The organism is Aureliella helgolandensis (genome assembly GCF_007752135.1).
GTDB lineage: Bacteria > Planctomycetota > Planctomycetia > Pirellulales > Pirellulaceae > Aureliella > Aureliella helgolandensis.
Map to the genome: position 1 here is coordinate 7,880,063 of NZ_CP036298.1, position 19,768 is coordinate 7,899,830.

Annotated in this window: 18 protein-coding genes; 4 read left to right on the plus strand and 14 right to left on the minus strand. The window is 55.2% G+C overall.

What is annotated here, in order from left to right:
* The first annotated feature begins 131 nt into the window (after nt 1-131).
* Nucleotides 132-1,478, plus strand: coding sequence for a DUF1501 domain-containing protein (locus Q31a_RS27835; RefSeq protein WP_145085543.1), 1,347 nt, complete (start codon nt 132-134; stop codon nt 1,476-1,478).
* A 40-nt stretch (nt 1,479-1,518) separates the two neighbouring features.
* Here the strand turns inward: Q31a_RS27835 and ispF are convergent, their stop codons facing one another.
* The gene (gene ispF / locus Q31a_RS27840) at nt 1,519-2,004 is read right to left on the minus strand and encodes a 2-C-methyl-D-erythritol 2,4-cyclodiphosphate synthase (RefSeq protein WP_145085546.1); all 486 of its coding nucleotides are present in this window, start codon (nt 2,002-2,004) and stop codon (nt 1,519-1,521) included.
* A gap of 220 nt (nt 2,005-2,224) precedes the next feature.
* Between ispF and Q31a_RS27845 the strand changes: the two genes are divergently transcribed.
* From Q31a_RS27845 to Q31a_RS27855, 3 genes are read left to right on the plus strand one after another with little or no spacing between them, the layout of a single operon-like run.
* Complete coding sequence (locus Q31a_RS27845) at nt 2,225-3,256, plus strand: ABC transporter ATP-binding protein (protein WP_145087721.1); 1,032 nt, start codon at nt 2,225-2,227, stop codon at nt 3,254-3,256.
* Nucleotides 3,253-4,110 (plus strand): ABC transporter permease, encoded by an 858-nt coding sequence (locus Q31a_RS27850; protein ID WP_145085549.1) that lies wholly within the window; start codon nt 3,253-3,255, stop codon nt 4,108-4,110. Before Q31a_RS27845 ends, Q31a_RS27850 begins: the two co-directional genes overlap by 4 nt.
* A complete protein-coding gene (locus Q31a_RS27855; RefSeq protein WP_197355829.1) occupies nt 4,111-4,980 on the plus strand; it encodes an ABC transporter permease in 870 nt (289 codons plus the stop codon).
* A 210-nt stretch (nt 4,981-5,190) separates the two neighbouring features.
* Here Q31a_RS27855 and Q31a_RS27860 read toward each other — a convergent pair whose 3' ends face one another.
* The 13 genes from Q31a_RS27860 to Q31a_RS27920 all read right to left on the minus strand — a co-directional run bounded on the left by Q31a_RS27860 (nt 5,191) and on the right by Q31a_RS27920 (nt 19,646).
* Nucleotides 5,191-6,276: an EscU/YscU/HrcU family type III secretion system export apparatus switch protein gene (locus Q31a_RS27860; protein ID WP_145085552.1), complete on the minus strand. Its 1,086-nt coding sequence runs from the start codon at nt 6,274-6,276 to the stop codon at nt 5,191-5,193.
* Between the two features lie 29 nt (nt 6,277-6,305).
* Nucleotides 6,306-7,094: a flagellar biosynthetic protein FliR gene (locus Q31a_RS27865; protein WP_145085556.1), complete on the minus strand. Its 789-nt coding sequence runs from the start codon at nt 7,092-7,094 to the stop codon at nt 6,306-6,308.
* 21 nt (nt 7,095-7,115) lie between these two features.
* On the minus strand, nt 7,116-7,388 hold the full coding sequence (gene fliQ / locus Q31a_RS27870) for a flagellar biosynthesis protein FliQ (protein ID WP_145085558.1): 273 nt from the start codon (nt 7,386-7,388) through the stop codon (nt 7,116-7,118).
* 99 nt (nt 7,389-7,487) lie between these two features.
* Nucleotides 7,488-8,399, minus strand: a complete 912-nt coding sequence (gene fliP, locus Q31a_RS27875; RefSeq protein ID WP_145087725.1) for a flagellar type III secretion system pore protein FliP — start codon at nt 8,397-8,399, stop codon at nt 7,488-7,490.
* 221 nt (nt 8,400-8,620) lie between these two features.
* Nucleotides 8,621-9,586 (minus strand): FliO/MopB family protein, encoded by a 966-nt coding sequence (locus tag Q31a_RS27880; protein WP_145085563.1) that lies wholly within the window; start codon nt 9,584-9,586, stop codon nt 8,621-8,623.
* Nucleotides 9,587-9,689: 103 nt separating this feature from the next.
* A complete protein-coding gene (gene fliN, locus Q31a_RS27885; RefSeq protein WP_145085566.1) occupies nt 9,690-10,175 on the minus strand; it encodes a flagellar motor switch protein FliN in 486 nt (161 codons plus the stop codon).
* 50 nt (nt 10,176-10,225) lie between these two features.
* Nucleotides 10,226-10,780 carry a dihydrolipoamide acetyltransferase gene (locus Q31a_RS27890; RefSeq protein ID WP_145085570.1) on the minus strand — a complete coding sequence of 185 codons (555 nt, stop codon included), beginning with the start codon at nt 10,778-10,780 and terminating at the stop codon, nt 10,226-10,228.
* A 14-nt stretch (nt 10,781-10,794) separates the two neighbouring features.
* Nucleotides 10,795-11,556: an OmpA/MotB family protein gene (locus Q31a_RS27895; protein WP_145085573.1), complete on the minus strand. Its 762-nt coding sequence runs from the start codon at nt 11,554-11,556 to the stop codon at nt 10,795-10,797.
* 5 nt (nt 11,557-11,561) lie between these two features.
* Complete coding sequence (locus Q31a_RS27900; RefSeq protein WP_145085575.1) at nt 11,562-12,326, minus strand: motility protein A; 765 nt, start codon at nt 12,324-12,326, stop codon at nt 11,562-11,564.
* Nucleotides 12,327-12,386: 60 nt separating this feature from the next.
* The gene (locus Q31a_RS27905) at nt 12,387-12,650 is read right to left on the minus strand and encodes a flagellar FlbD family protein (protein ID WP_145085578.1); all 264 of its coding nucleotides are present in this window, start codon (nt 12,648-12,650) and stop codon (nt 12,387-12,389) included.
* Between the two features lie 699 nt (nt 12,651-13,349).
* The gene (gene rsgA / locus Q31a_RS27910; RefSeq protein WP_145085581.1) at nt 13,350-14,495 is read right to left on the minus strand and encodes a ribosome small subunit-dependent GTPase A; all 1,146 of its coding nucleotides are present in this window, start codon (nt 14,493-14,495) and stop codon (nt 13,350-13,352) included.
* A 111-nt stretch (nt 14,496-14,606) separates the two neighbouring features.
* Nucleotides 14,607-16,544 carry an ATP-dependent zinc metalloprotease FtsH gene (gene ftsH, locus Q31a_RS27915; protein WP_231691269.1) on the minus strand — a complete coding sequence of 646 codons (1,938 nt, stop codon included), beginning with the start codon at nt 16,542-16,544 and terminating at the stop codon, nt 14,607-14,609.
* Nucleotides 16,545-16,811: 267 nt separating this feature from the next.
* Nucleotides 16,812-19,646 (minus strand): RecQ family ATP-dependent DNA helicase, encoded by a 2,835-nt coding sequence (locus Q31a_RS27920; protein ID WP_145085587.1) that lies wholly within the window; start codon nt 19,644-19,646, stop codon nt 16,812-16,814.
* Between the last annotated feature and the right edge of the window lie 122 nt (nt 19,647-19,768).

Genomic DNA, 19,768 nt, shown 5'->3' on the forward strand with positions numbered 1-19,768 from the left:
CCAATTCGACCTATCCATCCAAAAAGTCAATGGGCACACTTTTGGCAAATAAGGCACATTGCGGCGTGTTACACTGATTGCCTGAGATAATGATTGGGGTGGAGTGCAAAGTACTTGGCGAGGGTATGGCGATGACGCAACCGAATCGTAGAGCGTGCCTGCAGACGATGTTAGCTCTTGGAGCCGGCGTGGGTGGAGCGGCGACTTGGCCCCATCGATTGGCCGCCAAGATGAAGTCCGCCAATACCGGTCGCAAGCTGATCGTATTGTGGATGCCGGGTGGACCATCACAGCTGGACACTTTTGACCTGAAGCCGGGTCACGAAAACGGGGGAGAATTTAAGGAATTGCAGACCAGCGTGCCTGGCATGCGATTCAGTGAACACCTCCCTCAATTGGCGAAGCAAGCAGAACACTTAGCCCTCGTGCGTAGCATGCAGACCAAGGAGGGAGACCACAGTCGTGGAACCTATCTCATCCGAACGGGACAACGCCCCGGTGCACCTCTTCGCTACCCATCGCTGCCTGCAGCCCTAGCCAAAGAGTTGTCGAGTCCTTATCCGAATTTGCCCGGCTACGTCAGCATCCTGCCCAACACCTTCATCAATCCTGCCGCCTTTGGCAGCGGCTTCCTCGGGGCATCGCGTGAACCGCTGACCGTCGCCGGCACGGCCAGTTTTGATCCTCAGCAATCAGCCGCCGATGATTCGCAGACGGCGGACGAACCGGTCAATCTACGTGTGGACAATTTACTGCCACCAGAGAACTTAGTCGTAGAACGCTTGCGGCTGCGGCGAGAGTTCTGGGAGTTATTGCAGGAGAGTTACGGTGCACGTCGCAGAGTCGGCGCGCCGGCGACCCACGACACGGTCTATCGCCGCGCGATGGAATTGGCCGAAAGCGAATTGGTGGCCGCATTCGACTTAAAGCAGGAATCGACTGCTACGCGCGAGCGGTATGGCAACGACAGCTTCGGTCAGGGATGCTTAATGGCCCGGCGTCTCATCGAACGCGATGTGTCCGTCGTGGAGGTCTCATTGAGTGATGGACCTGGTGGCTTGAGCTGGGATAGCCATGCGGATAATTTTAGTACCGTGCAGCGTTTAAGTGAACGACTCGATCGCTCTTGGAGCCAACTCATGCTCGATTTAGCGAGTAGCGGTCTCCTTGAGCAGACGACCATCGTGTGGATGGGAGAGTTTGGGCGGACTCCCAAAATCAACGAAAATGCAGGCCGCGACCACTTTCCCAATGCTTGGACTTGCGTCCTGGCAGGTGCTGGAATCCAAGGCGGATCCATCGTGGGTGCCACCAGCTCCGGTGGGCAAGAAGTCACCGATCGGCCAGTGGCTGCAGCAGACTTTCTGGCCACGCTGTGCCGCGCCGTGGGGGTCGATCCCGATACAGAGAATATGGCGGAAGATCGCCGCCCCATTAAGCTCGTTGAAGGCGTACCCTTGCACGAGATCTTGGCGTAACAAATCTTGGCGTAGAATCGATCGCTGTGCCACCGACGGTTCAGCGGCGCTGAATTAGGCAGTTGCAGATGGCCTGCATGATCTTCCCCTGGCCAATCTCACCACTGCGTTCCCCAGTCTTGCCTTTCACCGCAATGGCTGCCGGAGAGACCCCGAGGAGCTCAGCGATGCGTTGGCAAATGGCCTCCCGATGCGGCAACAGCTTGGGACGTTCGGCCAAGACCACGCAATCCAGATTGCACAACTCCCACCCCTCCGCTTGCACGCGTGCATAGGCGGCCGCCAGCATCTCCCCCGAGTCCTTACCGCGCAGGGCGGGATCGGTATCAGGGAACATTTCTCCAATATCTCCCAAGTTGGCTGCGCCTAACAAACTGTCTGTAATCGCGTGCAAGAGCACGTCGGCATCGCTGTGCCCAACTAAATGTCCTGCAAAGTCAATATCGACGCCTCCCAAACGGAGCGGCCCGCCTGCTTCCAAGCGATGCGTGTCATGCCCTAGCCCGATGCGGATGTCAAAATTCATGAGAGCTTCAATTTAGTGAGTGACAGGCGGAGTGTACTGGATTCGCTCCAAGCAGTGGTCGGGGAGGATGCTAGCCAATTGCCGGCACTGCGGGAAACGCGTCTGAGGAACCTGAGTGGAGCGGTTGGCTGACAGCGAGGGCCCGCGCGACAAGACTCGAGCAGCGAGTCAGCAGTGCCTAGGCTGGCGAGGAATGGGCGTCTTTCTATACTTGAGCATTATGGCCATTATTGAAATTGAAAATCTGTCAAAATCGTACCGTGTTTACCAGAAACAAGAAGGGCTGATGGCAGCCGTTCGTGGGCTGTGGCATCGTGAGTATCGCGATGTCCATGCGGTAAACGATGTCAATCTAAGTGTTGAGCAAGGGGAATTCGTCGCCTTCTTAGGCCCCAACGGTGCCGGAAAAACGACCACTCTAAAGCTGCTCTCGGGAGTCATCTATCCCACCAGTGGTACGGCGCGCGTGATGGGGCACGTCCCCTGGCAACGCGACAACGACTATCGCCGACGATTCGCACTGGTCATGGGGCAGAAGAACCAGCTTTGGTGGGATCTGCCCGCTCAGGAATCTTTCCGCCTACACCAGCAAATTTACCGAATTGATCCCGCCGATTTTCGCCGTACCCTCGATGAACTGGCCGACCTGCTCGACGTGCAAAAATTGCTGGGCCGACCGGTGCGTGAACTGTCCCTGGGCGAACGCATGAAGATGGAGCTGATCGCCGCCCTGCTCCACTCTCCCGAAGTTCTATTCCTGGATGAGCCAACCATCGGACTAGACGTGGTTGCACAACACAACATTCAGCAGTTCCTGCGCTTCTACCAAGCAGAACGCAAGATCACCATCCTGCTCACCAGCCACTACATGAAAGACATCGCTGCACTCTGCAAGCGAGTTGTAGTCATTACCGATGGTGCGATCAAATTTGATGGTTCCCTCGAGGGGATTATCGATAGTTTCAGTAGCACGCGTTTACTGAAACTGCAATTGGCCGAAGGGCAATCGGCCGAGGGGCTGCAGCGCTATGCCGAAGTGGAATCCGTGGTACTACCGAAAGTAACGCTTCGGTGCCAGCGGAGCGAGGTGACCAAGATGCTCGCAACCATCCTTCAGCAATATGAAGTGGTCGACATTTCCGTTGAAGATCCACCGCTGGAAGAAGTCATTACCAAACTCTATCAAGACTCCAGCGCCGCGCCGAGCATCTCGGGAACGAACAAGCCATCGACCGAGGTAGCTAGCTCATGACCAATGTCACTGCCGCGAGTGGATTTAGCCGATTTAGTTGTTGGTGGATGATTTTTCGGATCGCGTTGGAAGAACGTTTGGCCTACCGCGGCGATTTCGCGCTAGGCACCTTGATGCGTTTTCTACCGATCATCACGCAGATCTTCTTGTGGTGGGCCGTGTTTGAGTCCGTCGGCATTAGTGGCTCGACTACCGGCCGGTTGGCCGGCTACACGTTTCCCGACATGGTTGCGTACTACCTTCTATCGATGCTCGGTCGTGCATTTTCGAGCATGCCTGGCTTAGCTTCAACGGTCGCCAAGCAGATACGCGATGGAGAGATCAAGAAATTCTTGATTCAACCGATCGATATGGTGGGCTTTCTCTTTCTCGGGCGAGCCGCACACAAAGTCGCCTACTATACCGTATCCACGCTCCCCTTCGCTTTGGTCTTCTTCCTCTGTCGGGGATATTTCACTGCGGGCTGGCCTCCCGCCGAAACGCTGGTGGCCTTCTGCCTCGCTTTGCTGATGGCTTTTGCACTCGGCTATTTGCTAGATTTATGCATCGGTTTGATCGGATTTTGGTTTCTCGAGGTCAGCTCACTGCTGTTCGTCTATATGCTGCTCAACTTCTTCCTATCCGGGCACATGTTCCCCTTAGACCTACTCCCCGAACCGTGGCACACGATCGTCGACTACTTACCATTCAAATATCTAGCCTATTTCCCAGCTGCAATTTTTCTTGGCAAGGTGAGTCCCGATGAGCTGTGGCAACAATTGGGAGTCGAATGCCTGTGGCTCGTCGGCCTAATCCTCACCGCCCGCATGTTGTACGCCCGGGGACTCAAACGCTACAGTGGATATGGAGGCTAAATGATGGTCGACGCAAAGCCCAAACATCCCAACTATTGGCTCGTTTTTTTGACCTTCGCGCGGAATTCTCTGGTGCGCGATATGATGTTTCGCGCCAATTTTCTGCTGGAAGCAGTCTCCAGCCTATCGTGGGCCATCATGAACGTCGGCTTCTACTGGATCATTTTTGAGCACGCGAGCTCGATTGGAGTCAATACCGGCTGGGGAAAATACGAATTCTTCGTGTTCATGGGAACCACTTGGATCATCAATTCGATCGTCCAAGCTTTCTTCATGCCGAACTCCGAAGAATTTAGCGAACTGATCCGTACTGGCGGGCTCGATTTCGCCATGCTCAAGCCCATGGATACCCAGTTTCTGGTGTCACTCCGAAAAGTGAACTGGTCGAGCCTGTCCAACCTCTTGCTGGGCTGTGTTCTCTTGGCAATCAGCCTCAGTCACTTAATGCACCGCCCCGAACATCCCTGGGTCTTCCACCCTTCCATCCTATTCCTTTATCCCATCTACATCCTCTGTGGAGTGGCAATTCTCTACAGCCTGATGATCTGCCTGGCGGCCACCAGCGTGTGGCTCGGACGCAACCAAACGCTATACGACTTCTGGTTCTACATCACCAACTTCTCTCGCTATCCCATGGAGATCTATTCCAAGGGATGGGGCTTGCCATTATTGCTGTTGTTCACCTTTATCATTCCGGTGCTGGTGGTGGTCAATGTGCCGGCGCGCATGCTGGCACAACCCCTATCCCCCCGCGCCAGTTGGGAATGGCCACTGGCCGGCTTCACCCTACTGGCGGCAGTACTGTCGGTACTCGGCAGTCGCTGGGTCTTCACGCGTGCTTTGCGATCCTACCGCAGTGCGAGTTCCTAGAGAGCATCCCGTCGGCGCATGTGCCGTGGCCGGGGAAGAAGAGCGCCCCGCCCCTAATTCCCACGTCGCCGCGTATCGGCTTGTTGAATTAGGAACCCGCTGCCTGAGCAAGGAAGAGTGGTCGCCGTTACAGGAGCCAAGGAGTGCTGCCTTCGCGATACGACTGAGAACGCGTTTAAACCGACAAGCCGCCAACACGGGGACACCAACCTATCCGGCAGATTTCATTTGCGGCAATTTCTTGCCTTGCAATTGATAGACGTAGCGCAAGACTTCGGCCACCGCCGCGTACTGATCGACCGGCACGGTTTCCCCAATATCGACAATTTTGAAGAGGGCTTGTGCCAAAGGCTTGCGTTCCAAAACGGGCACGCCCGACTCAAGTGCCAATTTACGAATCCGAGCCGCCACATGCCCCGCTCCCTTGGCAAGCACCATGGGAGCGGCCATTTTTTCGTGGTCAAACTTGATCGCAATCGCCAGTTCGGTGGGGTTCGTGACGACCACATCCGCTTCGGGAACCGTGCTGGACATACGGTTCATCAACATCTGTCTTTGAATACTACGACGGCGCGCCATGACTTGCGGATCGCCGTTCATCATCTTGTTCTCTTCGCGAACTTCCTCGTCGGTCATCTTGATGTCTTGTTCAAACTTCCACCATTGAAATCCATAATCCAGTACAGCGAGCAACAAGAGCACAATAGCGGTTCGCATGCACATATCGAGGGTGGTGGTCCAAACTAGCCGCCCAATCTCCCCAGCAGTGTAGGCGTGCGCCCCTAGAATCAAGTCCCACTTCGACCACAGCCCCAGGATCATGACCCCAGTGATAAGCGCGATCTTCATGAGGCCAAAACCGAGTTTTGCGATATTGGGCAGTGCCACCAATCGCTTCGCACCGGACATGGGATCGATCCGTTTCCAATCCAAACTCAGCTTGTCGGGCAGGAATAGGAAGCCAATCTGAAACAGGTTGTTGACGATGATAATTCCGCAAATGCCAGACATCAGCGGCAGCAAACTCCACACGCAACGGTGCGTGTACGCGGTTAGCATACCCGATGCGGAATGCGCATCCAGCGACCAGTAATTTTCTTGAGTCAGACTGGCGGTCATGATGTCGGAGATCGACTCCAACAACTGTGGACCAGTCCAGCCTAAGAGTACAACGGCCAGCAGCAGCACCAAGGCAGATCCCAGATCCTGGCTGCGCGCAACCTGGCCTTTCTCGCGCGCTTGCTGGCGGCGATGGGGAGACGCGTCATGTTTCTTGTCACCACCGGAATCGGACACTTAAAAATCGCTCTGCGTTTGAAGGACGTCTAGGAGGGAGAGCTGGCGACAATGCGATGACAACTGTCAATCCACACCGACAACTCGGTTTGGTACACCCAGCTCACACCGCCGACGGCCAAAAACAACAACATCAACAACGCCATGGCATTGATATTAAAACCAATAGCTAGAACGTTTAGCTGCGGTAGCGTACGCGCCAGAAGCCCAGTAATCAGATTGGAAAGCAATAGTGCCGTCGCCAGGGGGGCTGCCGCGCGAATCCCAATCACAAAGGTATGTCTCAAGACACTGTCAAACTCTTCTAACCAACGAGCCTCGAACACAACTGATCCGACGGGATAGCGCGTAAAGCTCTCCAAGCAACACTCCATCAATTCGCGGTGTCCGCCCATCAACAGCAAAATGACCATTGCGAGCCACCCCAGCATGTTTGAAATGACAGGCATTTCTTCGTCAGAACTGGGGTCAATAGAAGTGGCCAAATCAAATCCAGCCAAATTGCCAATAGCTTGCCCAGCAATCTGCAAACTGGTAATGGCCAAGAGCAAAATACTGCCTAACACTCCTCCCAAGAGTAATTCACCGACGAGTGAGAGGGCGATGTTCAGAATATCTCCTGGCATCGGTTGCGCACCACTGAGTGCGACCGGAGTGACCAGCGCTGCCGCACTCACCGCAATTAAGCCTCGCACACGAACAGGCACAGCCGAGGAGCGAGTGGGCGGAGCCATCATGAGTGGCGGGCTGATCCGCGCCAGGACACTAATGAAAATCCACAGGGGCTGACTCAGCACAGAAAGTAACATGTCACCCATGAAGGCTAAATCCTATCGCACCTATTTGCTAATCACGAGCGGAATGTTCTGGTAGGTCGTGGTCGTGTACTCGATCATGCGATCGGCAATCCAGGGCATGCAAAAGACGAGCGCCAGGATCATAGCGACAATCTTGGGAACGGCGTTGAGTGTTTGGTCTTGGATCTGAGTGAGAGCCTGCAATAAGCTCACCACCAGTCCTACTAGCATTCCCATGACGAGCAAGGGCGAGCCGATGAGCATGGCGTTCAACACTGCGGTTCGAACCAGTTCGACAGCATCACTAGGATTCATAGGGACCTACTTTTCACTTCCAACTTGTAATTGATCTGCCCCTTCCGCTCGCCGGAGGGTCGCGAGTAATGCGAGCGAGGAGGATGCGAATAATTCGATTTAGGCCAACGTTCCGAAACTGCTGAGCAACATTTCCACCACTAGATGCCAACCGTCGATCAACACAAACAGCAGTAACTTGAAGGGCAAGGAAATCATGGCGGGGGGCAGCATCATCATCCCCATGGATATCGTTACCGAGGCCACGACCAAATCGATCAACAGGAAGGGGAGAAAGATCTGAAACCCCATCAAAAATGCGGTCTTCAATTCACTGAGCATATAGGCCGGCAACAGCACGCGAAGAGGAAACTCCTCCATACTCTCGGGAAGCGTCCCGCTCGGATCGTTGTAGTTGTGGAATAGTAACACGTCATCATCGTTACCCGCCATGTCGATTTGCCGGATCATGAAGGTACGCACCGGCGTGATGCCTGCTTCCCAGGCGGCTTGGACCGACATGTCTGAGCCAGGGGCCGTGTAGGGGGCGATTGATTTGTCGTAGACTTCATTCCAAACCGGCGCCATGATGAACATCGTCATGAACAGCGAGATGGATGTAATCACTTGACTCGGAGGGAGTTGCCCCGTCCCCAACGCTTGCCGCAACAACCCCATCACGACAATAATGCGCACATAGCAAGTCGTCATCAGCAGGATTGCTGGCGCTAGACTCAGGACCGTCAACAGTAAGATAATTTGCAGGCTACTGGTCAGGCCATCACGGCTAGTCCATTTTTCGGGTCCGCTGAGTAGAAAATTTTCTGCCGTCGCACTCGCCCCTTCTCCCAAGCCTCCCGCCACAGAGTCCCCTTGCACCGCTTCGGTCATACGATCAAAGAGTGAGCCACTGGGCGACAATTGCGATCCACTTGCAGCGGGCTGTTCAAATGTGTTTTGTGCTGCGACAGGTTGGACTTGAGCCAACAACAGGGTCGCGAACAGGCATGCAGCCAGTGCAACGCGAGACATGCGCGCTCGGGACCAATCCCCCAAGTCACCTCCACTCCCAACAAATTCCCTCTTCAGATTCTGACGGGCAACACACGCTAACGGAGCTTCCGCTTCGCCCAGCGTATGGCTCAGGCAGGGATTGCACGACAGTGGGTTCTCCGGCAGAGCCGGGGAAGCAGAAAAACGAACCGAAATCGAGGACCTTAGTGCTGGCGCTAACCAGCTTGAGAGGTTGTCCATCACACAGACTCCCCTTGGCTGAGGATGCTGCGAAAGGAGTTGGTAATACTCCCCGGCTGACTGCTCTCGCACATCCCAGCAATCTCATCCACTTCCAGCGGGTCGGTAATTTCACTAAGCGTGCGGGCTTCCCCTTGGGCCATGCTGACGAGCACCAGCTTGGAACCAAAACGGACTAGCAACAGATGCTGGCGAGGTGCGATGGGGGTTTTCCCAAGAATTTTGACGACATGCTTAGGCAACCCGCCGCCGAGTGCTGTGTTGGAGGTTTTGCGGTAACACCAAGCAACCCCTAAGAACAACCCGATAACAATCAGCAGACTGGAGCCAACCGACATCATTGTAGAAATAAGACTCCCGCTCTTGCCGGGAGAATCGGAATCGACCTGTCCCAAGGCACGGGGGGACGGAGAGAACGGTGTGCGCTTGGCCGAAGCAGATTCGTTGGCAGCGGCAGCCGAACCGGCGGGGGCTGCTGGGGTGGAAATGTCACTCGTTTCCTGGGGAGCCACGGACGAATACGCCGCAGCACTGACGGGCTGGGAAGCACTCGCGGCCACCACCCTAGGAGATGGATGAGAGTACGGGTCGCTGGCGGAGGCATTGCCGACTGCCTGTGGCGAGCTATGCTCAGACTGCGGATCTTCGCTGCCGCGCATCGTCCAGCCAGCGGCCGGGCGGGAACGCATCCCCGCACCTGGTGCAGTCGGAAATGGAGAGCCGACCGGTGGTGCGTGCGGTGTAGCTTCCTGGCCATGCAAGTTGCCACTACTACTGGCAATACTACTGCGACTGCCTCCGGGAAAGTCGGCTTGAGCGAACAGGCGACTGGGACACAGGCTCCCCCACAGCCAGCAGCCAACGACAACCGCTAGCAGTCCAGGCACTTGGATCACGGCGCACACTGGCGGTGACAGGCGAGGCCTGCCAAGGTCACGGGCGACCAAGAGATCAGTGGGTCTCATCGCGACGTCCTTGTCGACTTGGGATTTGCACTAACATCGAGCGGCGGGATGCTCGACGAGCGCACTGGACAATTCAATCCATTAGGGATGTGTTGTGGACACGTTATTCAACCACTGCATCGGAGCCAACAAGTTCAGCCACCCGTACGCAAAAGTTATCATTGAGTACTAGGATCTCGCCTCGAGCAACTAAGCGACCGTTCACAAACAGGTCCACGGGATCACCCGCCAGTTTGTCGAGCGTAACCACCGAACCGCGGCGAAGTTGCAATACATCTTCGAGCAGCATTTGGGTGCGACCAAGTTCAATCTTCAAATCGAGATCGACGTCGCGCAAAAGATCGATCGAGCACTTCTCAGGCGGCCCTTCGGTGCCGACCAAATCCTGCAATTGGAAGGGGGCGGCACTACTGGGTTTTGCCTGACTGGCATTGGACGGGCTTGAGGCTGGCTGATTTTGGGAATCAATCGAACCCAGGGCAGCTTCCGCATCCTCCAACAGCTGAGACGCATTGCTGGCCACCGCATCGGCTGGAGGAGCCTCTTGTCCTGCCTCTGACTCTGCCGGTTTGGGTTGTGGTGCGTCCATGCGGTTAGCCTCCCTGCTAGCAGCGGCCATTTCTGGCGGTCGAACTAAGGCTATTCAGCCATGACTGTGAAATTATTGAAACCAATACCTTGTAGCAAAGTAGGTTTATGTTCAAGAATTTCATTGCTTATCGCCGATATGCGCCTTTTGATCAACCCCAGTTGTTCCAGTTCGTTCATAGTAGCATTGCGGACTTCTTCGAGCATGCGGTCCCGCAACCTCCCCTGCCGCTCATTAAACAGCGCTTCGAGCGTGCTTTGATCTGGCTCCTTAACCAAGCCATAGATATTAAATTCCACGCGTTGCTCACGGTCACTTCCAGGCGGGGTAAAGACGTAGCCATATTGCCCCATTTGAAACTCTTGCAATTCATCTTCGTCCGTTAGCGTCTCTTCCCCATCCTCCTGCATGCTCTCCTCGACCTTCTTGATTAATCGAGCTTCTGCTAGAGCCGCCACATCATCGGCACTGGGGACCATGAAGAAGAAAATCAAGGTTTCCACAATGACCACCAAGGCTACAAAACCGGTGGTGATGATGAGTGGCATCTTGGAGGGCTTGGACTTTTCAGCCTCAGGCGCTTCGCTCGTGTCATTCTCAGCCATGAGGGACTCCTACCTTATTTGCTAGCATTGGTCTTGAGGACATTTTCATCGCGTTCTTCGGCCGTGCCGATCAACTCTTCCACTGTCTCTTGCAACAAGAAGACTTCGACGCGGGGATTCAAGCGGACCTTCTCGGTGTCGCTCGACTGGAACATCGGTTCCCAGGCTCCAGCCGACGACAATCGAATGCGCTCTGGAGGAATCTGATGTTTTTGGACGAGGTAGTTCATGACGGCCCGACAGCGGCGGTAGCCCAGGTCCATCGCATCCATGGGGTTGGGGCCTTGCGCCGCAAGCTGCTGAGCCGTATGACCTCGTATTTCAATCTTTTGCGGTTTGCCCGCTAGTTGCTTGACCTCTTCATCAAGGGCTGCCTGAGAATCCTTATCCAGCTCGACCGTTCCATCTTTGAAAAAGACGACGGTCCCAATAGCTGTACTATCGCCTGGACGAATCACTCGCACTCGTTCATTATCTCCCACCGGCGCCTCGGTCGGCGCACCTCCCTTGTGAGTATCCTTCTTCATGGCTCGTCCCATGGTGGCCAACACCGCTATATCTTTTGTGCGCGATAAATGGTCACCAGGCGAAACGCTGGCCGACGCCTTATCATGCCCGAATTGCTTGCGCATCGATTCGACCATGGCTTGAAATTTCTCCTCGGATTTCATCTCACTCATCGAAACGAGCATGATAAAAAACGTCAGGAGGAGGGACATCATGTCTCCGAAGGTGACAACCCATTCGGGGATGCCCATTGGTGGATCTTCTTCCATCGTTGTTAATCCTTAACCGGACGTTTCTTAGGGTGCAGATAGGTCAACAAACGCTGTTCCAAGGCTCGTGGACTCTCGCCCGATTGAATTGCTAGCACACCGCGGACAATCATCTCCATCGTGCACAGCTCGTATTTGCTCAACAGCCCCAGTTTCTCAGCAAAGGGCTGGAAGCCCACATTGGCAGCGATCGCTCCGTACAACGTCGTAATCAGAGCTACCGCCATCCCCGCTCCAATCCCTGCTGGATCAGACATGTCGCTGAGCATCATGATCAACCCCATGAGCGTTCCAATCATTCCGTAGGCTGGAGCAAAACGTGCGATTTGATCGAGAATCGACTTGCCTTCCTTGTGCCGCCGCGAAATGGCTTCCATTTCGGTTCGCATCACCGATTCAATCGTCTCTGCATCATTCCCGTCAATCGCCATCTGCAATCCCGATCGAATGACCGGTTGCTCGACTTCTGCCATCTTGCTTTCCAATGCCAGCAATCCGTCACGACGGGCAACCTCGGCGAGTGAAACCAATTGATTGATAATCACAAGCAAGTCGTCTTGCTTGTTGAGCACCGCCTTCTTCATGACCATCGGCAGCGCTAAAAAGCTCTTCAATGGGAATGCCATCATCGCCGCTGCTATTGCACCCCCAATCACCACCGCAAACGACGGTATGTCGATGAAGGCGGAGAAGGGCGCTTTCCCCATCATGATTGAGCCGATGATGAGGATCCATGCCAACACGAACCCAATGACTGAAGTGATGTCCACTTGTACTTTACTCCGCGTTCAATTCACAACAGGATAGGATGTTTGATCTTCAAGATGCGTCTAGACTGAGTCGTTGACTGGTGCTGCTGTAGCCGACGTCGCCCCCAGCGAGGTAGCTGCTGCAGGTAGATGAAACGCTGGGAGCATCGCCTTACGTTGCTGATACTCGACCGCCCGCTCCACCACCGTTTCCGTAGTCTCTCCAACGACAATGCGTTCACCTGAGGTTAACGTGATATAAGTATCTGGACGCTGCTCGACGTAGCGAATCAGGTCTGCATTCAGCACGAATGCCTGTCCATCAAGCCGTGTCAGTCGAATCATCTGTCTTCCCTGGTATCGCGCGGTCAATCGTGGTCCGGTCGTGCATGCTGCCTGTGCACATCACTGGGCTATACCCTCGGCACCCTAGAAACGTTTGCAAAACGTAGGCTACGATTAGGCAGGTAGCCGACAATGTTGATAAAAATCAACAAATGCCCAGCCTTCGTGAGCAGCAGCGATCACCCAACCCGTACGCCTCGATCAATCGCAATAATCCCAACAACCGGAATTGAGGCGCAGCTCCCGAGGCTAGAACCCAACATCTATCCAGCAGATCTCCGCGAACAGCGCAATCCTGCGCTAGCTAAAGAACTGACAAGCACCACGCCCTTGCCCGACTCAACGTTTGGTGCTGCGGCGTCTATTGAGCTGCACAAGTTCTTTGCAGCTAGACGGGCTGTTGATTTAATCGCAATTTGAATCTTAATACTGAGGTAGCATCCTTAAATCGCCCTGTAGCGGAGGTTATCTTCCCTTGCTCACGCGGCGGGTTACTATTTCAACAGCCCGTAGAGCTTGGGGCGCAACAAGGAATGAAGAATTGACAGAAAGCGGGAGACCAAAACATCAAGAAGACAACCAGTACGGTAGTGCCTGATCGCGCTCGCGCATCCCATTCCCCAGCCTCCATTACCTGCCTCGGGCCGACGCACCTAGGCAAAGCGAATGCAGGCGGTTACCGAGGGTGGGACTCACACCCTAAAACGAGGCGGCGGGGTCTTCGATAAGATGCACGTAGCTGTTATAGCGGCGTGGATCGATGCGACCGTCTGCGACCGCTTCCCGCACGGCGCAATCCACTTCGTGAATATGCGTGCAGTCGGGAAATCGACATCCGCTAACATACGGACGAATGTCCCGAAACAAGCCAGCGACCTCGCTGGAGATTACATCCCACAACTGGAATTGCCGAATACCAGGTGTATCGATCAGGTACCCTCCAGCCTCCAACGGCAAGATCTCAGACGTGGTGGTGGTGTGTTTTCCCTTGCTGTTCTCCAGACTCACCGGCTGGACACGCAAGCCAAGTCCCTCCTGAATAGCATTCAACAAGGAACTCTTTCCCACACCACTCTGCCCAGTAACCACACTTTGGCGATTGCGAATGACCGATTTCAAGCAATCGATCCCCCACCCTTGCTCGGCACTAGTGAGTAGAGTTTGATATCCCATTTGGGCATAGACGCCCAACAGTGGTTGAAAATCGGTGGGATCGACCAAATCAATTTTATTGATGACGATAAGCGGTTCCAAACCAGCCTGCTCAGCGGTTACCAGAAACCGGTCGATCAGGTGCGGCTTGATATCGGGCTCCCCTGCACTGGCCACAATGATAACGAGGTCGACATTGGAGACCAGCACGTGGCGTCGCCCCTTGCTGGTTCGGCTGAGGACACCATGCCTGGGCAACACCGACTGGATAATCCCCTGGGATGTTCCTTCGGGGCGAAAAACCACCATGTCGCCAGCCACGACAATATGCCGTTGGTCGGTTGAAATCGATTTCAGCACTTGCCGCACCGCGCATCGATATTCCTCCCCAGAGTCGGTGCGGACCACCGACTCTAAGCCGTGAACGCGCAAGACTCGACCGCTGCGCAGGTTGGAGTCAGCAGCATCGATATCCGCGTTTGCATCAGTGGAGGTTCCGTCGAGGCTCTGCCCCGTCACGGTACGGTGACGAGTCATCTCCCCTTTACCGCTTACCCGCTCGCGTTTATCAAGCGCGTCTTCATCCAGCGTATCTTGATTGAATTGACGCGTGAGATCGCCGGTTCGCTTGCGCTGTTGGTAGTTCTTCTTAAATTCCGTACGGACTTTAGAGCGATTCGCTTTCTTGGCCATATTCACCCACCCGCAGTGCGGGAAAAATGTGGGAAGGCAAGGTATGCGTTCCAGTCCAACACATTGGAAAAGGAACGCCTACCAGGCAATCGGATCGCAAATACCGTTCGCTTACGCAACGGGATTTTCCCCACTGGTTTCAACCGAAGCTTCCTCGGATACTGCTTGCTCGGCCACCGCTTCGTCATCGGCTGGCGCCGGAACGAGTGGAACCGGCTCCTTGGCCCCTTCGAAGTGCCCAGCAGGCCCATGCACCGACTGACCAATGAGCGACTCAATCTCGACTTCACTCAGCTCTTCGCGCTCCAGTAACTCTTGAGTGATTAACTCCAACTGGCTCGTTTTCTCTCGCAACAGCTCAATAGCTCGGTCACTAGCTTCGTGGAGAATCCTAGCAACCTCGTTGTCGATCAGCTCTTGGGTGTGTTCGCTGAATTGGCGAGTTTGGTGCATTTCGCGCCCCAGAAATGGATCTTCTTCCGAAGTCTTGTAACTCACCGGCCCCAACTTAGGACTCATTCCCCAGTGCGTGATCATCCTGCGGGCCATTCCCGTCGCTCGCTCCAGATCGTTTTCCGCGCCCACGGTCGTCACGTCGTAGATGATGGTTTCTGCCGCACGCCCGGCAAGCAGCACCACCAATTGATCTTGCAGATCTTTTTCGCTGGAGCTCACCCGGTCCTCGGAAGGGATAATTTGCGTGCTACCGAGAGAACGCCCACGTGGAATGATGGTCACCTTGTGCACGCGCTGTGCACCCGACAGAAACCAAGCAGCCAACGTATGCCCAGCTTCGTGGTAGGCCGTTTTCTTCTTTTCGTCCTGCCCCAACACCTCTTCGCGCTTGGCCCCCATGAGGACTTTATCGCGAGCATAGTCGAAATCGGCCATGAAGACGCGAGTGCGATTGTTACGGGCGGCCCACAAAGCAGATTCGTTCACTAGATTGCGAATGTCTGCTCCGGTCAATCCAATGGTTACCGCTGCTAAACGGTTGAGATCAACGTCGTTGTCGAGCGGCACATCGCGGGTATGGACTTTGAAAATCTCTTGCCTGCCCTTGAAGGTCGGCCGACCGACGGTAACGTGGCGATCAAACCGGCCGGGACGCAGCAGGGCCGGATCGAGGACGTCTGGTCGGTTGGTGGCGGCAACCACGATCACCGACTCGACACCCGAGAAACCATCCATCTCACTGAGAATTTGGTTGAGTGTTTGTTCACGTTCGTCATGTCCTCCCCCCAAGCCGGCGCCGCGTTGGCGGCCGACTGCGTCGATTTCATCCACAAAGATAATCGCTGGAGCATGCTCTTTGGCGGTCTGGAAAAGATCCCGTACCCGACTGGCACCTACCCCCACGAACATTTGAATAAATTCGCTACCGTTGACGGAGTAAAACGGAACGCCCGCTTCTCCCGCCACCGCACGAGCCAACAGGGTCTTGCCCGTTCCTGGCGGTCCATTGAGCAGCACCCCCTTCGGAATGCGGCCACCGAGGCGCTGGAACTTTTCCGGAGCCTTTAGAAAGTCGACGATCTCCTGCAGGTCGGCTTTGACGCCTTCCAAACCAGCCACATCGGCAAAAGTGGTCTGTTTATCACTCGGCTCGTAGCGTTTGGCGGTCGAACGAGAGAAACTTGAGAGGAAGCCCCCTCCCCCCATAATTTGGTCGCGGGTGCGTCGAAACATCATCCACACCACGATCAACAAAATGATCGGGACGCCGAACAGTAGGAACAGCGTCAGGTACTGCATCGGATTTGCGTTGCTGTAGCGCAAATTGAGGTTGGGTTGCTCCTCCGCCGCTAGGTCGATGCGGTCGTTGGCCCCCTCCGGCAACTGCACGAAGAACTTGCGCCCCATCTTGGCCGGCTCACCAGAGTCCTCTTTAGGGACGATCCGCTCCCCTTCGGCGTTGTACTCCGCAGGTTTCTCAGGTGGAACTTTGAAAGTCCCAATCGCGGTTGCGCCGTTGACCTCTAAGGTCTGGATGTTCTGCCCTTCCAATTGGCGCAGAAAGAATCCATAGTCGACGTCTTCGTAGCTCATCGCAGGCCACAGCGAGCGGAGCACCAAAAAACCAAGCAGAGTGACCAGCAAAATCGGCCAGAACTGATTCCGTCGTGGTGGCTGCTTATCGCTCGACTTGCCAGCCGTCTCGCGCTGGTTATCTTCCATTAAACTTACCTACATTGATTTGAGTTCAATCCGGTCGATGCTTGCCGAATTTTTCAGGGAACTGGCCATTCTAGCGGAGAGTATAGGGTTGTGGGCACCCCGGCCAAGACGCTTACTTCGGGGGCCCCACAAAATGCCCTAGCGAATCCCCGCCGCCTCTCGACGCTGAATCTCTCGGACCACGCGCTGCTGACCGGTGGTCCGCAAGTCTTCCCCGGTCCCCGACAACCAGTGCCGCTCCAGCCGTTGCCCCGCCTTAAGCGCTTCAATTAGACTCGCCGACACCTCCGTATCGGTCATCCGCCGGGTTGCCAGCACTGCCTGCCAATCAAATCCCAGCGAGAACAAGCGAACGGTCCAATACCAAGCAGGGGCAATTTCCGTGCCAGACTCGTGAGAATCTTCGGGCAACTGAGCGGAACCACCCACGGCAACACCGGATAAACCACCTGGCTTGGCTAACCCGCCAGCCAAATCAGAGCGTTGCAAATCGCTGCTCTTTGAGCCGGATTGCCCGGCCGGAGGCAATTCAACGGACTTAGCTCCCAATCGCATTTCAGGAAACAGCGACTCTCCCATCGCAACCGCTGAGGGGCGCGATGAATTGGAGTTGGATTGCGAGCCACTGCCCGCACCCGCAGTGCTAGCTGGCCCGAGATCAGCCGCTGAAGCAGGTGGCGACGCATCCCTCGCAGTCGATTCACCAGCCTGAGGAACGGCTGAGGCAGCTGGAACTACCCCCGCTTTTGGGCCCAGGTCTCGTGGCAGTAAAGACAGCACTTTTTTGTGCAAGCCGTCGGGGATGCTGGTGGCAAGTAACAATTGGCGACGCTGTTCCGGTTGGCTCAATTCCGGGGCAACGCAAATTGTCGGCCGATTGCGATTGACCTCCTGCTGTTTGAGCAGGCCAGCCGCGATCAGGCTATCCAAAAGGGACAGCGCGTCTGCCTGCCGAAAATTCTTCAGCATCCCAAAACCGCTCAAACGGTGAAGATTGAGCTTCTGGACTTTGGCGTTCTGGGATCCGCATAAATACTGCGCTAACAGATGTTTCCCCAACCGGCCATGGATGCGTTCCACCGCTCCGACCACTTGCCCCAAAAAGATCGCTTTGGCCGAATCGGGAATCAGTGAAGCTGAGGAAGCCTGCGTGCTACCCTCCCCAGCGGCTGGGGACTCAGCGGCTGCCAAGGCGGCATCTCCAGACGACATTTTGGCAGTCGGCGACTCCTCTTCGTCCGGCTCCCAATCGACCTTGGGCCAGCCTGGCGAGCGTCCGCAGCGATCGCATCGCTCGCAATTCTCAGCGGTATCATCGCCAAAGTACTTGAGGATATTTGTTTGACGACAGAGAGGTGTTTGCGCGTAACTGACGACTTGGTTCAAGCGATCGTACTCGGCCTCCTTGCGTTTATTCAGATTCTCAAAGTCGATACCTAGATCGTTGAAGGCTACGTCTCGGCGTTTGAAATGCACCGCGCGACCTCGAAATGGTGGCACGTAGTCAATTGCATCGAGTTTGCCCAACCCACGCAGTGCGCGATTTAAGGCATCGCGCTCCAATTCCGACTCCTGCAGCAACCAACGGGGGTGGATGTGCACCGGTTCGCTGCGTCGGTCCCCGACAGCTCGCTCAAGCAACCGCAAAACTTTGCGTTGCACCTTAGCCTCCCGCGGCAACAGGTCGACAAGCGAGGGAAGGTCACTATCGATCTGCACAATGGCCAAACCACTTCCCATCTCAAGTCGTTCCAGCACTTGAGTGCGGCCGAGAATTTGCAACGCGCTGCCAATGGCTTCCGGAGAAATGCTTAGCCCCAATGCATCGCGAATCTCCTCGAGGGTCATTTCGATCGGATCTTCCTCACGCGTCAACAGGAAGTCGTAGGTCTTCTCAATCACCTCTCGTGAGGGATAGTTATTGTCGATGAAGAACTCTTGGATGTAGCGATCCTGAAAGGAATAGAGCATCACACATTGCGATTTCCGGCCATCTCGCCCTGCCCTGCCCGCCTCCTGATAGTAGGCCTCCAATGAGCCTGGCATGTTGTAATGCACCACGAACCTTAAGTCGGATTTATCAATCCCCATCCCAAAGGCGTTGGTGGCTACGATAATACGGAGCTTGCCCTCCATGAAACGCTCTTGGATCGCGCGGCGCTGATCGGGCATCAAACCAGCATGGTAGGCGCCAACGGATATCTTGAGCTTCTGATTGATCATCTCGACCAAGGCGTCGCAGCGTTTGCGGGTAGCCGAGTAGATGATCCCCGAGCCCTTAACCGTCTGCAGGAAATTCTCGAGCTCCGACTCCTTCTCCCGATCACTCGGACAAGTCGCCACGCCGAAATGCAAATTGGGGCGTGCAAAGCCACTCATGAATTGCTTCGGACGCTTTAGCCCCAAAACTTGGACAATGTCCTCGCGGACTCGCGGTGTAGCGGTGGCGGTCAACGCCACGGTCTGCACTCCCCCCAACCACTCACGGAACTTGCCAATGCGCGTGTAATCGGGGCGAAAGTCATGGCCCCACTGACTGATGCAATGCGCTTCGTCGATGGCGAGCAACTGAATTGGAGTGGCTCGAATCGTCTCCATGAATTTCGTGTTCCGCAGTCGCTCAGGCGCCACATACACGAGCTGGTATTTGCCAGCAGCCACATCTTGCAGTCGCGTCTGTTGTTCGTTGGCGGTCAGTGTGCTGTTGATCAAGGCAGCCGGGATCCCCAATTGCCCCATCCGATCCACCTGATCCTTCATCAGCGCGATCAGCGGGGAAACGACAATGGTCAGGCCTGGTCGCACAATACTCGGCAATTGATAACACAGACTCTTCCCACCCCCAGTCGGCATGACGCACATGCAATCATCGCCACGTACGATCGATTCAATCACCTCACGCTGACCTGGCCGAAAGCTGGCCAGTCCAAAGCGATTTAAGGCTTGATCGTAGTTGATACCATTGGAATTCATGGAGTTGCCAGCTCTAGAGTGTGTTGGGCCCTACCCTTCTGCTATGTCCCGACTGATTCTAACATTTATCAGGTATCTTGACTCCCCACTCCACTTTCGCCTGTTCAGAAACACTCATTCAT

Coding starts and splice junctions, on each gene's coding strand:
- fliQ (WP_145085558.1), bottom strand. CDS start 7,388: ATGAATCCTAGTGATGCTGTCGAACTGGTTCGAACCGCAGTGTTGAAC.
- Q31a_RS27835 (WP_145085543.1), top strand. CDS start 132: ATGACGCAACCGAATCGTAGAGCGTGCCTGCAGACGATGTTAGCTCTT.
- fliP (WP_145087725.1), bottom strand. CDS start 8,399: ATGTCTCGCGTTGCACTGGCTGCATGCCTGTTCGCGACCCTGTTGTTG.
- Q31a_RS27905 (WP_145085578.1), bottom strand. CDS start 12,650: ATGATTCGACTGACACGGCTTGATGGACAGGCATTCGTGCTGAATGCA.
- Q31a_RS27880 (WP_145085563.1), bottom strand. CDS start 9,586: ATGAGACCCACTGATCTCTTGGTCGCCCGTGACCTTGGCAGGCCTCGC.
- Q31a_RS27855 (WP_197355829.1), top strand. CDS start 4,111: ATGATGGTCGACGCAAAGCCCAAACATCCCAACTATTGGCTCGTTTTT.
- fliN (WP_145085566.1), bottom strand. CDS start 10,175: ATGGACGCACCACAACCCAAACCGGCAGAGTCAGAGGCAGGACAAGAG.
- Q31a_RS27890 (WP_145085570.1), bottom strand. CDS start 10,780: ATGGCTGAGAATGACACGAGCGAAGCGCCTGAGGCTGAAAAGTCCAAG.
- Q31a_RS27865 (WP_145085556.1), bottom strand. CDS start 7,094: ATGGGTGACATGTTACTTTCTGTGCTGAGTCAGCCCCTGTGGATTTTC.
- ispF (WP_145085546.1), bottom strand. CDS start 2,004: ATGAATTTTGACATCCGCATCGGGCTAGGGCATGACACGCATCGCTTG.
- rsgA (WP_145085581.1), bottom strand. CDS start 14,495: ATGGCCAAGAAAGCGAATCGCTCTAAAGTCCGTACGGAATTTAAGAAG.
- Q31a_RS27920 (WP_145085587.1), bottom strand. CDS start 19,646: ATGAATTCCAATGGTATCAACTACGATCAAGCCTTAAATCGCTTTGGA.
- Q31a_RS27850 (WP_145085549.1), top strand. CDS start 3,253: ATGACCAATGTCACTGCCGCGAGTGGATTTAGCCGATTTAGTTGTTGG.
- Q31a_RS27845 (WP_145087721.1), top strand. CDS start 2,225: ATGGCCATTATTGAAATTGAAAATCTGTCAAAATCGTACCGTGTTTAC.
- ftsH (WP_231691269.1), bottom strand. CDS start 16,544: ATGAGCTACGAAGACGTCGACTATGGATTCTTTCTGCGCCAATTGGAA.
- Q31a_RS27895 (WP_145085573.1), bottom strand. CDS start 11,556: ATGGAAGAAGATCCACCAATGGGCATCCCCGAATGGGTTGTCACCTTC.